Genomic DNA, 14017 nt, shown 5'->3' with positions numbered 1-14017 from the left:
ACAGGAATGACCGACAAGATGAATCTGACACGTGCCCAATTTGATGAAGTCATGGTGCCTAACTATGCGCCAGCTGCGGTGATCCCTGTCCGCGGTCAAGGTAGCCGTGTCTGGGATCAGCAAGGTACCGAGTATGTGGACTTTGCCGGTGGCATCGCGGTGAACTGTCTTGGTCATTGTCATCCTGCCCTCGTTGGCGCACTGAAGGAGCAGGGCGAGAAGCTGTGGCACCTGTCCAACACCATGACCAACGAGCCTGCGCTGGCGCTGGCCACCAAACTGGTTGAGGCGACCTTTGCCGATCGCGTGTATTTTGCCAACTCAGGCGCCGAGGCCAACGAAGCGGCCCTCAAGCTCGCCCGCCGCTATGCCATCGAAAAGTTCGGTGAACATAAGGTTGAAGTGATTGCCTTTGACAAGGCTTTCCACGGCCGTACTTTCTTTACCGTATCTGTGGGTGGCCAGGCCGCTTACTCAGACGGTTTCGGTCCCAAACCCGCTGCAATCACCCACCTGCCTTTCAATGACGTGGCTGCACTGGAAGCGGCTGTGTCCGACAATACCTGCGCCATCATGCTCGAGCCACTGCAGGGCGAGGGCGGTATCATCAACGGCGACCCTGAATTCCTGCGTGCCGTTCGTCGTTTGGCCGACAAGCACAATGCGCTGGTTATTTTCGATGAAGTGCAAACCGGCGTCGGTCGTACCGGCGACCTCTATGCCTATATGGGCACCGAAATCGTGCCGGATATCCTGACCACTGCCAAGGCGCTGGGTGGTGGTTTCCCCATTGCAGCCATGCTGACCACTGCCGAAATCGCCTCACACCTCAAAGTGGGCACCCATGGTTCCACCTACGGTGGTAACCCGCTGGCCTGTGCCATCGGTAACGCCGTAATGGACGTAGTAAACACCCCTGAAGTGCTTGACGGCGTGAAGCATCGTGAGCAGTTGTTCCGCGATGGTCTTGCCCAAATCAATGAAAAGTATCATGTATTCTCTGAAATCCGTGGCAAGGGGCTGCTGCTTGGCGCCGTACTCAATGAGCAGTTTGCCGGTCGCAGCCGCGATTTCCTTAATGCCTCTGTTGCCGAGGGTCTGTTGACTCTGATGGCCGGTGCCAACGTAGTCCGCTTTACTCCATCTCTGGTAATTCCTGAGGCAGATATTGTCGAAGGTCTGGCCCGTTTCGAACGTGCCGTTGCCAAGGTAGCCGGCTGATAAACCGGGGGCGGCAGTGGCTGCCGCCCCTGAAGATCCAGCGACGTCCTGCTCCCAACCTCCGACACCCGATTTCACCGATTCAGCCGGTGAGGCTTGGTGCACGCCGGAAAGGTCAAAACGCTTAAAAAAACAGCGGGCAGGGCAGAGAGGAGATACTCAAATGTTGATCATTCGTCCAATCCGGGCCAGCGATTTTGATGCCCTGTACCGCATTGCGGTGGAGTCGGGTCACGGCTTTACTTCACTGCCGGTTAACGAAGACCTGTTGCGCCGTAAAATTGCGCGCTCTGAAGCCTCTTTTCAAAAAGTGGTGGAAACCCCTTACGATGAAGGCTACCTGATGGTGCTCGAAGACACCGAGACCGGGGAAGTGGTGGGCACCTGTGCACTCGAGGCTGCCGTGGGGATGGAAGATGCCTTCTACCATTATCGCCTCGGCACCGAGGTGTATCACTCGCAGCAAATCAATGTCCGCAACGAAGTCGAGACCCTGACGCTGTGTCACGATTACACAGGCGCCGCCGAGCTTTGCACCCTGTTTTTGCGGGCCGCATATCGCAAAGACAATAATGGCCGCATGCTCTCCCGCAGTCGTTTCCTGTTTTTAGCCCAGCACGCCAGCCGTTTCGGTGAAACCGTGATTGCCGAAATGCGGGGTGTCAGCGATGAAAACGGTAATTCACCTTTTTATGGCTGGCTGCAAAAGCACTTCCTCGGTATCGATTTTGTCGAAGCCGACTATCTGTCCGGTCTGGGGCGAAAAGCCTTTATGGCTGAGATGATGCCCAGAAACCCGGTATATGTGTGCCTGCTCCCCGAAGAAGCCCAGAAGGTAATTGGTGAAGTGCATACCAACACCCGTCCGGCCTTGAGTTTGCTGCGGGCTGAGGGTTTCCGCTGCCGCGGTTATGTGGACATTTTCGACGGTGGCCCAACGGTGGAGTGCAATCTGCAGGATATCCGCGGCGTACGTGAAAGCCGCCTGCTGAGGGTACGCATCGGCGAGATGCCCGCCTCAGACGACAGCTTTATTCTTTCCAACACTCAGCTTGAAGATTACCGTGCAACCTCGGCCGAGCTGGTGGTTTCCTCCGATTCAGATGAAGTGATACTCAGCCCCGAGCTTGCGGCTGGCCTCTTGGTCAGCGACGGCGAGCAGGTGCGGGTACTGGCAATATAGGAATTCGATATGACGCAATTTATCAATGGCCAGTGGCTCGCTGGCGAAGGCAAAGAGATGCAGTCAAAGAACCCCGCCAACGGCGAGGTGATTTGGCAGGGTAAGGCCGCTGTGCCTGCCCAGGTACAAGCTGCCGTGATGGCGGCCCGTGACGCCCAGTTTGACTGGTTTATGCTGGGCTTCGAAGGCCGTCAGGCGATAGTCGAAGCCTACCGCAATGAGCTTGAGGCCAATAAGGCAGACCTTGCCGAAGTGATAGCCCAGGAAACCGGTAAGCCACGCTGGGAAACCGCCACCGAAGCCGCAGCCATGATTGGCAAGATTGGCCTGTCCATCAGCGCCTATCACAAGCGTACCGGCACCGAAGTGAACGATGGCGCTGCAGGCCGCGCCGTGCTGCGCCACAAGCCCCATGGCGTGGTGGCTGTGTTTGGTCCTTATAACTTCCCCGGTCACCTGCCCAATGGTCACATAGTGCCCGCACTGCTGGCGGGTAACACAGTGGTGTTCAAACCCTCTGAGCTGACCCCAAAAGTGGCCGAACTGGTGTTGAAGCTGTGGGAAAAGGCCGGCTTGCCAGCCGGTGTGATCAACCTGGTGCAGGGCGAGGTGGAAACCGGCAAGGCGCTGGCATCACATCCGCAGCTGGATGGCCTGTTCTTTACCGGCAGCTCACGCACAGGACACCTGCTGCACCAGCAGTATGCCGGACACCCGGGTAAAATTCTGGCGCTGGAAATGGGCGGTAACAATCCACTCATCATCAAGGGCGTAAGCGATACCCGCGCGGCCATCCATGACATCATTCAATCGGCCTTTATCTCTTCCGGTCAGCGTTGTACCTGCGCCCGTCGTTTATACGTTGCAAAAGGCGCCGAGGGTGACAAGCTGCTGGCCGGTTTGGTTGAAGCCGTCAAGGCCATCAAGGTAGGCCCCTGGAATGCCGACCCTCAGCCGTTTATGGGCTCAATGATTTCGGAAACCGCTGCCAAGGGGATGTTGGACGCTCAGCGTAATCTGCTCAATCTCGGTGCCAAGTCCCTGGTGGAGATGACGCATCTGGAAGCCGGTACCGGCCTGGTGTCTCCCGGTTTGATTGATGTGACCGAAGTGATTGAACTGCCTGACGAAGAGTATTTTGGCCCCTTATTGCAGGTGGTGCGCTACACCAGTTTCGACGAGGCTATTCGCCTCGCCAACGACACCCGCTATGGCCTGTCTGCAGGCATTTTGGCCGACGATAAAGCCGACTATGAGTACTTCCTGGCCCGTATCCGCGCCGGTATTGTGAACTGGAACAAGCAGATCACAGGTGCCTCAGGCGCTGCACCTTTCGGCGGCGTGGGCGCCTCGGGTAACCACAGAGCCAGTGCCTTCTATGCGGCCGACTACTGTGCCTATCCGGTAGCCTCCATGGAGGCAGACAGTGTCACTCTGCCCGCCAGCCTGAGTCCGGGCCTGACTCTCTAAAACATCAGCGGCGTGTTACTTCGGCAACACGCCGTTTTATTAAAGCGGTATTTGTTGAAACCACTGACGTACTGAACATCCGGGAGACCGGGCACATGGGACTTCATATCAGAACAGGCCCACTGTGATGAGGTTTAGGAGTGATAGATGCACACTGACGTAAATGCTTTATTTGCCGCCCTCTGGCAGGACTATATCGAAATGACCCCGTCTGCGGCCAAGGTGCACACGCTGCTTGGCAAGGGCGAGGCCATCATCAACGACCATATTGCCCTGCGCACCTTTAACCTGCCCAAGGTGAATCTGGATGTATTGGCCGCGCACTTTGAGGCGCTTGGCTATGTCGCCTGTGCCGACTACAACTTTGAAAAGAAAAAGCTGCGCGCCAAGCACTTCGAACATCCCGACAGCACGCAGCCAAAGGTCTTCATTTCTGAACTGCTGGTGGAAGAGTTCAGCCCCCGGTTGCAGGCCATAGTCAAAGACATGGTTGAGCAGGTGGATGTGGCGGCGACCAGCGCTGAGACCTTCCTCTATTCAGGTCGCCACTGGAAAGTGGACTTTGCCACCTACGAGACGCTGCTGGCCGAGAGCGAGTATGCGGCCTGGGTGGCGGCCTTTGGTTATCGCGCCAACCACTTTACCGTGTCGATTAACCACTTGCCCGGTTACACCAGCATCCTTGAAGTGAATGACACCCTGAAACAGGGCGACTTCGTACTGAACGGCGTCGGAGGTGAAGTGAAAGGCTCGCCTGCTGAGCTGCTTGAGCAGTCATCTACCATGGCCGACCGTATTCCGGTGGCGTTCGATGACCAAACCGTTGAACTACCCAGCTGTTTCTACGAGTTTGCCCTGCGTTATCCCAACGCCGATGGTGAGCTTTACACCGGCTTTGTGGCGGCCTCCGCCGACAAGATTTTCGAGAGCACCAACGTCAACTGACAGGCTTCAACGGCCTATGTCAGTCAACAAAAATCCCGGTCTTGGCCGGGATTTTTGTTTGGAGCGCAGGTATAGCATTCGTTCGCAGGCGGACCATCAGGAGGTCAGCGCAAATCCTATGCTGACTTTGAGGCCGCCAAGGCGCGCCCCACGGCTGAAATCCAGTTTCAGCTCATACTGCTCGCAGATTTCTTTCACTATGGACAGGCCAATGCCATGTCCCATCACGGCCTCATCGAGGCGTTTGCCACGTTCTGTGAGCTGCGTCAGTGCATCGTCGGCAACGCCGGGGCCATCGTCTTCGATATCGAGCCACAGGCGATTATCCAACGGATAGAGACGCAGTGAGACTTCCCCTCTGGCCCATTTACAGGCGTTATCCAGCAGGTTGCCAATCAGTTCCATGCCATCTTCCCGGTGAATGGGCAGTCGGTGCAGGCCGCGGGCGATGTCGATACTAAATTGGATATCTTTGTGGCGATGCACCTTGTGAAGTGTATTGGTCAGGCTGTCCAGATCCCTTGGGATCTGCATCTGGGCCGCAGGCAGCATGTCACCTGTGACCCGGGCCGCTGCGAGCTTGCGCTCAATCATCTTGCGAATGAGATCCAGCTGTTGCTGCATGGCTTCGGCCATTTCAGGCTCGCTGAGCCCCAGGGTTTCCACTTGCTGTTGCATCACCGCCAATGGGGTTTTCAGACCATGGCTTAAGTTACCCAGATTGTTGCGGCTGCGGGCGATTTGCTTACCCGTGTATTCCAACAGTTCGTTGTAGGTGGCCGCCAGAGGATGCAGCTCGGCCGGAATGCTGTCCAGTGCCAGCCGGTCGATGTCACCGTCTCTTAAGCGCGACAGGGCTTCTTTAATCTTACGCAGCGGTTTGAAGGACTGACGCAATACCAAGAAGATACCCGTTATCATGGCCAGCAGCATGCCGAGATTGACCATCAGCTTGGTGCCATAAATCTCGCTGAACACCCTGCGGCCAATACTCAAATCCTGGGCCACGGTGAGGGTTGCCTGAATCTCGCCATTCTGGGATTTAAGCCCCACACTGAGGAGCTGCATGTCGTGATTTTTGGGGCCGCGGGCCTGCCACACCCGGGTTTCACTGGGCGCCAGCGGCGTGATGGCCAGTTGCTGATCCCACAGGGAGCGCGAGCGAATAACCTCATCGGGTAGGTTCAGCTGGTAGTAGCGGCCCGAGTAAGCCGGGCGATAAAAACCGGACAGCATGGAGGAGTCTATGCCGATGTTACCATCCTGCATGTGGGTGGCGAGTATAACGTGTTCCAGGTCTTCTTCCAGGCGGTTGATGATGGAGTCGTGAAAGGCTTGTCTGAGCATGGACTCAAACAAAAACAGTCCGATGATAGTACTGACTATCACCAGACCGGTTAACCACAGGCTCAGCTTGGCCCGGATTGAGATCATACGTCCAGGCCGTGGAAGATATATCCCTGACCGCGGCGGGTTTCTATGGCGGTCTTGCCGAGTTTTTTACGCAGGTGGGTCACGTAAACCTCCACCACATTGCTCTCTTTCTCATCGTCAAACTGATAGAGCTTGTCGGTAAGCTGGGCCTTGGACAGCAGCTTTTTCGGCGAGAGCAGGAAAATTTTCAGCAGTCTGAATTCCATGGCGGTCAGTTCATGGACTTGCTCGCCTACCTGCACAGTTTGCTGCGATTCATCCAGTACCACACCTGAGTAGCTGAGCTGCTTACCCGGGCTTGCAGGGCGGCCATGGGCGCGGTTTATCAGCGCATGGATACGGGCGAGCAGCTCCTGTGCATGGAAAGGCTTGCCAAGGTAGTCATCGGCACCGGCGTTAAAACCTTCCACCTTCTCATGCCACTGGCTGCGGGCGGTGAGCATAATCACGGGGGTGTGAATACCCTCGGTACGCCATTTTTCAAGCAATGTCAGGCCGTTGCCGTCGGGGAGGCCAATGTCCAGAATCACACAGTCGTATTGGGTTTCTTTGATGAGATAATCGGCGTCAACGACCTTATCGGTTACATCGGTGACAAAGCCGGCCTGTTTGAGCTGTTTTTGCAGCTCCTTGACCAGCATGGCATTGTCTTCAACGAGTAGCAGTTTCATGGTTTTTGCATTCGTCCGGCAAAGTGGAATCAGGATTGAGCTCACCGCTGGCGGCATCCACGCTCAGATGGATTATCTGACCACGTTGGAGGCCAAACTGCAAATCGTAGCGCCACTTGTCACCCTCTTGAAACAGATGGGCATCAAGGAGTTTACCCTGGCAATGTGCGGCGACCCGCTGCAGGGTAGCGTCGAGGGAAAGGATCTGGCCTGAGCTGACCAATTGCGTGGCCTGATAATGCTCAAGCTCGACAACCGAAGCAGCCACCTCTCCCTGGTGAAGCATGGATGTAAGGATGATGCCTAATGGCAGCCAACGCGACATACATGCTCCTCTAAGAAAAAGTGGCTCCGGATAGATCGGGAGCCACTTTACCGGAGCTGACTTAAGACAAGCTGAAGGCAGAGTTAGCGGGTGCCGTACACCACGATAGTTTTGCCGTGTGCTTGGATAAGATTTTGTTCTTCAAGCATTTTCAGGATGCGGCCCACGGTTTCGCGGGAGCAGCCAACAATCTGACCAATTTCCTGACGGGTGATTTTGATTTGCATGCCGTCTGGGTGGGTCATGGCGTCTGGCTGACGGGCCAGATGCAGCAGTGTCTGGGCAATGCGTCCGGCTACATCCAGGAAGGCCAAATCGCCCACTTTCTGGCTGGTGCTTTGCAAACGGACGGACATCTGGGCCGCAAGCTTCATCAGGATCTCAGGGTTAACCTGGATAAGTTGCTTGAATTTCTTGTAAGAAATTTCAGCAATTTCACAAGCCTGCTTGGCGCGGACCCATGCGGTACGTTCGGCTTGCTCTTCAAACAGGCCCAGTTCGCCGATAAAGTCGCCCTGGTTGAGGTAGGAGAGGATCATTTCCTTGCCTTCCTCGTCCTTGATAAGCACTGCGACGGAGCCTTTTACTATGTAGTAGAGGGTGTCTGAGTCTTCACCGGCGTGGATCAGAGTGCTCTTGGCCGGATACTTGTGAATATGACAGTGGGATAAAAACCATTCCAGAGTTGGATCGGGTTTCGGTTTGCCAATGAGTGCCATGCCCGTGTTCCTCGCATGAAAAAACTTAAGTAAGGTCGTTCTAAATAAGCATTCTACGTCAACGTGCCTGGTCAAACCATGATGCAGATCGAAATTCAGAACAATCGAATGTACGCAATTACACATCAAAATTAATGGTTTATTTTGGTGCTTTGCCCGGTCATGTCAACAAATACCGCATGGGACCTTTGGATAATCGGCCAGTCTGCCGACCTGGTCACATCTGCTGTTGCCGATTTGTGAGCTGCCTTTTGTTTTTAACATACGTCATCATGAATAGAGGTCAATAGCCCGATATCATGGCGGACTGGTCAGGTTGGCGGTACCTTTTGATACTCGACATAACGGGGGTTTTCTGGCTAACTCATGGGAAATTGCATAAGGAGCCAAGTTGTGAAGTACTGGCAAGTTGTGACTGCGGCCACCGTGCTGTTGTTGAATATGGGGTCGGCCCAGGCGTTTTCATTGCCCAGACCCGATAGCGACCAGGCTGCAGGTAAGTTGTTGCACATTGAGATGCGTGCGGTGCAGGATGATGCCGATGCGCAGTTTTTGCTGGGGCTGATGTATGTCTCAGGCCGTTACGTGGATAAGTCGCCTGAACTCGGGCTGGAATGGATTGGCCGTGCAGCCAGTCAGGGACACGCCAAGGCGCAGCAGACACTGGCCGACTTACGCTTTGAAGGCCAGCTGGTAGATCGCAATCTCGCCGAAGCCGAACATTGGTATTTGCAAATGAGCCTGCGGGGCGAGCGCTGGGCCAATTTTCGCCTCGGTTTTATTTATGCCGCCGGTGGTGATGGGGTAGAGCGCAATTGCGGCCGGGCGGTGGAGCAGTTCCAGCTGGTGGGAGATGAAGTATCTCTTGGCAACGTGGCCTGGATATTGGCGACCTGTCCCGAGGCCCGTTACCGTGATGGTAATAAAGCAGTCAGTCTGGCGCTGAAACTGCTGGAAAACGATGCCAATGACCCAACCAATCTGGATAATCTGGCGGCCGCCTATGCGGAGCAGGGCGACTTCAACCGCGCCGTCGCCGTGCAGGAGAAAGCCATCTCGGCACTGGAGCTGAAAAAGCAGGCCGATATCAAGGCGGAAGAGTTTCATCAGCGGCTGCAACATTATCAGCAGGGGAAACCCTACCGCGAAGTGATCCCACTTCAGCCCTGATGCAATCAGTAGATAAAAGAAAGCCCGGCAAAGTCCGGGTTTTTTATTGGGTCAGAACAAATGGCCTGACACGTAAAAAAGAAGGGTGAGCAACGGAAAAAAGTAGGTTGGGGTCGCTGACATACTCAAGGGAGCGAACAGATCAAGATGGGGGAATCCACTCCCAAGAGTATGTCAACTATCGTTATTTCGCCTGAAATTCCGACGAGACACAGGATAGTTGGTGTCACTTAATAGAAGCTGAAATCACAGTTAAAAGTAAAATTTTTACGTTCATGCTGACGGTTAACAGTTATCACCGTTATGCAGGGCTTCGCGCTTTTCTTTCAGCGCCTTGATAAGCGGTGTCAGGATAAGCTCCATGGCCAGCGACATCTTGCCGCCGGGAACCACCATGGTGTTCATTCGCGACATAAAGCTGCCCTGCAGCATCGACAGATAGTAGGGAAAGTCCACATTGTTGATGCCGCGAAAACGGATCACCACAAAGCTTTCGTCGAGGCTTGGAATGGCTTTAGCCGAAAAGGGGTTGGAGGTGTCCACCGTGGGCACCCGCTGAAAGTTGATGTGGGTGCGGGAAAACTGCGGCGTCATATGGTTGATGTAATCATCCATGGAACGCACGATGGAGTTCATCACTTTCTCGCGACTGTGGCCTCGCTCTGAGGTGTCGCGGATGATTTTTTGGATCCACTCCAGGTTGACGATGGGCACCATGCCAATCAGCAGGTCAACGTGTTCTGCCACATTGTGCTCATTGGTCACCACACCGCCGTGCAGGCCTTCATAAAACAGCATGTCGGTGTCGGCGGGCAGCGGGCGCCACTGGGTGAAGGTGCCGGGCATTTGGTTGTATGGCACGGCTTCATCGAAGGTGTGCAGGTAACTGCGGGTCTCACCCTGGCCGGTGGCGCTGTAATCGGCAAAACACTTTTCCAGGCGGCCAAAATCATTGGCCTCGGGGCCAAAATAACTGATGTCCCGATTCTCGGCCTTGGCCTTGCGGATCATCACTTCCATTTCTGCCCGGGTATAGCGGTGAAAGCTGTCGCCTTCCACATAGGCCGCATTGATATCAAGTTGGCGGAAGATATGGTTAAACGCCGTGGTTGTCGTCGTGGTCCCGGCGCCGGATGACCCGGTAACTGCAATGATGGGATACTTGGCAGACATGGCACTTCCTGAAATGTTAAAAAATTTTGATAAAAATGCGGGCCCGTTAGTTATACGGGCTCGGACTGCTTCGGGTCAATAGTCGGCTGTCAGTCTTGGGATTGCTGTGACGGCAGGCTGCTTTTATGACGAATCCCAACGCTGTCGTTGTCTTCGGAATACTCCACTACCAGCTCACCGCGCTTGAGCAGCACTTTGCAGCGGGCAATGGCCTCGTCGAGATGACCTTCTCCCAAACCGTCAAATCCGCCATCTTCCACCTGGGTCAGCAGGTATTCACGGATAAGGTTATTCAGGGTATCGGCCGGCAATTGGCTTAAGGCGTCGTAGGGAATAAGCATAGGCTGTCCTTATTTTGATGAAGGCACAGCCTGCAAAAAGTCCAGGATACGCCGCTCAAGGTAAAACTGCGGCCGCCATGGGCTGCCACCATCGATAAAGCCCACGTGGCCGCCGTAGCGGTTGAGCTCATATTCCACGGCGCTGGAAAGTTCATCGGCGCGGGGGATGACTGCGTCGGTCATAAAGGGGTCATCTGCGGCATGGAGCACCAGGGTGGGGGTGGTAATGCTGCTCAAAAACGGCAGACCACTGGCTCTGTCATAGTAGTCGTGCACATCGGTGAAACCGTGCAGTGGCGCCGTGACCTTGTCATCGAAGTCATAAAAGGTAGAGAGTTGTGTCACTTCATGGGCGTGAACCGGCATGGCCGGCCCAAGGCGGGCGTCTGTGACTTTAAAGGCAAGCTTGGCCTGCAATTGACGAATGAGATATGACTGATATACCCGGGAGAAGCCTTTTTCCAGGCGCTTGGCACAGGCAGCAAGGCGCAGTGGCGCCGACACTACCACGGCACGGCTGATGGGGCTGTCGCCTTGTTGCTCGCCCAAAAATTTGCCAAGGACATTACCGCCCAGACTGTAACCCACAGCCAGTATGGGGCTGTTTGGATAGCGGGCACGAATGTGTTTAATGCTGTGGGCGATATCCTGGGTATCGCCACTGTGGTAGGAGCGCGGCAAACGATTGGACTCACCGGAGCAGCTGCGATGGTGATGCACAACGGCAGCAAGCCCACGGGCCTCACAGGCATGCAAGAGTCTGCTGGCGTAGTGGGAGCGGGCACTGCCTTCCAGACCATGTATGGCCATCACTATTGGCTTGCCCTCATCGGGCTGGCCCAGCCAATCCAAATCGAGAAAGTCACCGTCCTCCAACTCCAGGCGTTCACGGCCAAGCGCTGGTGTGGGGCGCTTGGTCAGCACCGGCAATATGGTTTGTATGTGGGGGCTCTTGGCCCACCAGGGAGGCGTGAATTGGGAAGTCATCGGCTGGAAAGGGTTGCCCTGAAATAAAACGTATGTTTAATTTGAGCCATTATAACCACGAGCAGGTCCAGGCAGAAACCTCTTGCTGTTGTCTCTTCCTCTTGCCATAACTGACAGCTCAGTCGATGTCTGCCTCTGTGCTGAACACCCGACCTCATTTTTGGGCAAAACCAATGAATAGACGCAAATTTTTGCTGACGGCTCTGGGGGGCACTGCGGCACTTGCCCTCGGCGTCAGCCTGTACCAGCCACAGCTGGATGTGGAAGATGATGGCGATAAGCCACATCGAATCCTGTTCAGCCTGCTGATGCCTGTGCTGCTGGAAGGCGCTTTGCCGGAGATGGCTGTGCCCCGTGAAGCCGCGGTCAATCGCACCCTGGATGCCATTGAGGCCACTATCTCTGTGCTGCCAACATCCCAGCGAGACGAGCTGGAGCAGTTGCTTGATTTGCTTGAAAACCGTTTAGGGTTATTGCTGCTGACCGGCAATATGACGCCGCTGCTGCTCAGAAGTCCTGCCGAGCTTGCCAGTCAGCTGGAGAGCTGGCGACAGAGCGGGCTTGCTCTGTTGAATCAGGCTTATCTCGGTCTCAGGGAGCTGGTATTGGCCAGTTTCTATAGCTGCCCCGAGCACTGGACCTTGCTCAATTACGCCAAGCCTGAACTGCCGGGCATCAAGTCTTAAGGAGCCCCGATGGCAATTGTTGATCCTATTTATGAAGGTCTGGCGTCGGGCTGGAAACATCTGGACGGTGCTCTGTATCAGGGCAGTGACAAACCGCAATCCCTTGAAGCCGACGTAGTCATCATTGGTACGGGTGCCGGAGGCGGTGTGGCGGCCGAAATCCTGACCCAGGCCGGGCTGTCGGTGATCATGGTGGAAAAGGGCCCGCTGCGCTCGTCCCGCGATTTCGATATGGAAGAGCGTACCGCCTACCCCAATCTGTACCAGCAGGCGGCTGCCATGAAGACCGCCGACAAGGCGATTGGCATCTTTCAGGGGCGCGCCGTGGGGGGCTCAACCACGGTAAACTGGACTACGTCCATACGCACCCCGGCCGATACCCTGGCGTATTGGCAATCTGAGTTTGCGGTCAAGGGTTTGTCAGCCGATGAGCTTGAGCCCTGGTTTGAACAGATGGAGTCCAGGCTCAACATCAGTCAATGGGCGTTCGAGCCCAATAGAAACAATGGCATGTTGCGTCGTGGCTGCGAGCAGCTGGGGTGGGATTACACGGTCATCAAGCGCAATGTGCTGGGCTGCTGGAATACTGGCTATTGCGGCATGGGCTGCCCAGTCAATGCCAAGCAATCCATGTTGGTCACTACAATTCCTGCGGCGCTCTCAGCCGGTGCCACCCTGCTGAGCCGTTTTGAGGCCACCCAGATAGAGCATCATGCGGACAAAGTCTTTGGCATTTGGGTACAGGCGCGGGATCAAAATCTGGCCCCAAGGCCCGAAAAACTCATGCTCAAGGCGCGGCATTATATTCTTGCCGGTGGCGCCATCCACACCCCGGTGCTGATGATGCGCTCAGGGCTTACCGATCCCATGCAGCTTTTGGGTAAGCGCACCTTTTTACACCCAACCGTACTCTCGGGTGCGGTCTTTGATGAGGCTATCAATGGCCACAGCGGTGCGCCCCAGTCGATTTATTCGGATCAGTTTGTCTGGCGTGATGGCGCAGCCGGTGAACTGGGGTACAAGCTTGAAGTACCCCCCATACATCCAGTGCTGATTGCGTCAAAAACCCTGGGCTTTGGCAAGAGCCATGCGGAATTGATGGCTAACTTCAATCAGCTTCAGGTGGTAATAGCCCTGGTGCGTGACGGTTTTCACCCCGAGAGCCAGGGCGGCAGCGTCAGCCTGGATGGTAAGGGCTTTAAACTCGACTATCCGCTGACAGCGCCTTTCTGGCGTGCGGCCAGAGCCGCCTTTGCCAGCATGGCCGAGCTGCAATTTGCCGCCGGGGCCCGCAGGGTGTTGCCCATCAGTGAAGGTGTGGGCTATTTGAATTCCTGGCAGGAGGCCAAGGCCGCCATAGCCGATATGTCGCTGGCGCCCCTTAAAACCGTGGTGGCCTCGGCTCACGTAATGGGCGGTTGTCCCATGGGTGAAGATACGACTAAGGCCATGGTCGATAGCTTCGGTCAAAGCCATTATCTGGAAAACCTGTCGGTGATGGATGGCTCGGTGTTTCCCACCAGCTTGGGGGCCAATCCACAGCTGTCGATTTATGGCATGGTGGCCAAAAATGCCACAGCCCTGGCCGGGCGTTTGGCGCCACAAAGCAAGCCGCCCGAAACCGCACCTGAAACCGACCCTGTCGCAGATGGCGTGCCGGAAACGGCAGCTTGAACAGTGTCTTCCGTTTCC

Annotated in this window: 14 protein-coding genes; 7 read left to right on the top strand and 7 right to left on the bottom strand. The window is 55.5% G+C overall.

Annotated elements, in window-relative coordinates; all coding sequences use genetic code 11:
- Nucleotides 1-6: 6 nt before the first annotated feature.
- The 4 genes from K0H63_RS16505 (at nucleotide 7) to K0H63_RS16490 (ending at nucleotide 4819) form a co-directional block, all read left to right on the top strand.
- Entirely contained in the window at nucleotides 7-1221 is a 1215-nt protein-coding gene (locus K0H63_RS16505; RefSeq protein ID WP_220065626.1) for an aspartate aminotransferase family protein, read from the top strand.
- Nucleotides 1222-1384: 163 nt separating this feature from the next.
- A complete protein-coding gene (gene astA, locus K0H63_RS16500; protein WP_220065625.1) occupies nucleotides 1385-2404 on the top strand; it encodes an arginine N-succinyltransferase in 1020 nt (339 codons plus the stop codon).
- 9 nt (nucleotides 2405-2413) lie between these two features.
- The gene (astD, locus tag K0H63_RS16495) at nucleotides 2414-3874 is read left to right on the top strand and encodes a succinylglutamate-semialdehyde dehydrogenase (protein WP_220065624.1); all 1461 of its coding nucleotides are present in this window, start codon (nucleotides 2414-2416) and stop codon (nucleotides 3872-3874) included.
- Nucleotides 3875-4021: 147 nt separating this feature from the next.
- Nucleotides 4022-4819 (top strand): DUF1338 domain-containing protein, encoded by a 798-nt coding sequence (locus K0H63_RS16490; protein WP_220065623.1) that lies wholly within the window; start codon nucleotides 4022-4024, stop codon nucleotides 4817-4819.
- Between the two features lie 96 nt (nucleotides 4820-4915).
- Here the strand turns inward: K0H63_RS16490 and K0H63_RS16485 are convergent, their stop codons facing one another.
- The 4 genes from K0H63_RS16485 to crp all read right to left on the bottom strand — a co-directional run bounded on the left by K0H63_RS16485 (nucleotide 4916) and on the right by crp (nucleotide 7968).
- Complete coding sequence (locus K0H63_RS16485; protein WP_220065622.1) at nucleotides 4916-6253, bottom strand: ATP-binding protein; 1338 nt, start codon at nucleotides 6251-6253, stop codon at nucleotides 4916-4918.
- Nucleotides 6250-6924, bottom strand: coding sequence for a response regulator transcription factor (locus K0H63_RS16480; protein WP_220065621.1), 675 nt, complete (start codon nucleotides 6922-6924; stop codon nucleotides 6250-6252). Before K0H63_RS16480 ends, K0H63_RS16485 begins: the two co-directional genes overlap by 4 nt.
- The gene (locus K0H63_RS16475) at nucleotides 6905-7249 is read right to left on the bottom strand and encodes a PepSY domain-containing protein (protein WP_220065620.1); all 345 of its coding nucleotides are present in this window, start codon (nucleotides 7247-7249) and stop codon (nucleotides 6905-6907) included. The genes K0H63_RS16480 and K0H63_RS16475 overlap by 20 nt, the downstream gene beginning before the upstream one ends.
- A gap of 83 nt (nucleotides 7250-7332) precedes the next feature.
- Nucleotides 7333-7968, bottom strand: coding sequence for a cAMP-activated global transcriptional regulator CRP (crp, locus tag K0H63_RS16470; protein WP_011761111.1), 636 nt, complete (start codon nucleotides 7966-7968; stop codon nucleotides 7333-7335).
- A gap of 393 nt (nucleotides 7969-8361) precedes the next feature.
- On the opposite strand from crp, the gene K0H63_RS16465 reads away from it, so the two are divergent.
- Complete coding sequence (locus K0H63_RS16465; RefSeq protein WP_220065619.1) at nucleotides 8362-9138, top strand: tetratricopeptide repeat protein; 777 nt, start codon at nucleotides 8362-8364, stop codon at nucleotides 9136-9138.
- Between the two features lie 285 nt (nucleotides 9139-9423).
- On the opposite strand, the gene K0H63_RS16460 is transcribed toward K0H63_RS16465, so the two are convergent.
- The 3 genes from K0H63_RS16460 to K0H63_RS16450 form a co-directional block, all read right to left on the bottom strand.
- A complete protein-coding gene (locus tag K0H63_RS16460) occupies nucleotides 9424-10311 on the bottom strand; it encodes a phosphoribulokinase (RefSeq protein WP_203324917.1) in 888 nt (295 codons plus the stop codon).
- Between the two features lie 89 nt (nucleotides 10312-10400).
- The gene (locus K0H63_RS16455) at nucleotides 10401-10652 is read right to left on the bottom strand and encodes a YheU family protein (protein ID WP_220065618.1); all 252 of its coding nucleotides are present in this window, start codon (nucleotides 10650-10652) and stop codon (nucleotides 10401-10403) included.
- A gap of 9 nt (nucleotides 10653-10661) precedes the next feature.
- Nucleotides 10662-11639: a hydrolase gene (locus K0H63_RS16450; RefSeq protein ID WP_220065617.1), complete on the bottom strand. Its 978-nt coding sequence runs from the start codon at nucleotides 11637-11639 to the stop codon at nucleotides 10662-10664.
- A gap of 173 nt (nucleotides 11640-11812) precedes the next feature.
- Between K0H63_RS16450 and K0H63_RS16445 the strand changes: the two genes are divergently transcribed.
- On the top strand, nucleotides 11813-12325 hold the full coding sequence (locus tag K0H63_RS16445; protein WP_220065616.1) for a TAT leader-containing periplasmic protein: 513 nt from the start codon (nucleotides 11813-11815) through the stop codon (nucleotides 12323-12325).
- 9 nt (nucleotides 12326-12334) lie between these two features.
- On the top strand, nucleotides 12335-13999 hold the full coding sequence (locus tag K0H63_RS16440; protein WP_220065615.1) for a GMC family oxidoreductase: 1665 nt from the start codon (nucleotides 12335-12337) through the stop codon (nucleotides 13997-13999).
- The last annotated feature ends 18 nt before the right edge of the window (nucleotides 14000-14017 follow it).

Origin of the sequence: Shewanella zhangzhouensis (assembly GCF_019457615.1) — a bacterium.
Lineage (GTDB): Bacteria > Pseudomonadota > Gammaproteobacteria > Enterobacterales > Shewanellaceae > Shewanella > Shewanella zhangzhouensis.
This window is presented reverse-complemented; position numbering and strand designations above follow the sequence as displayed.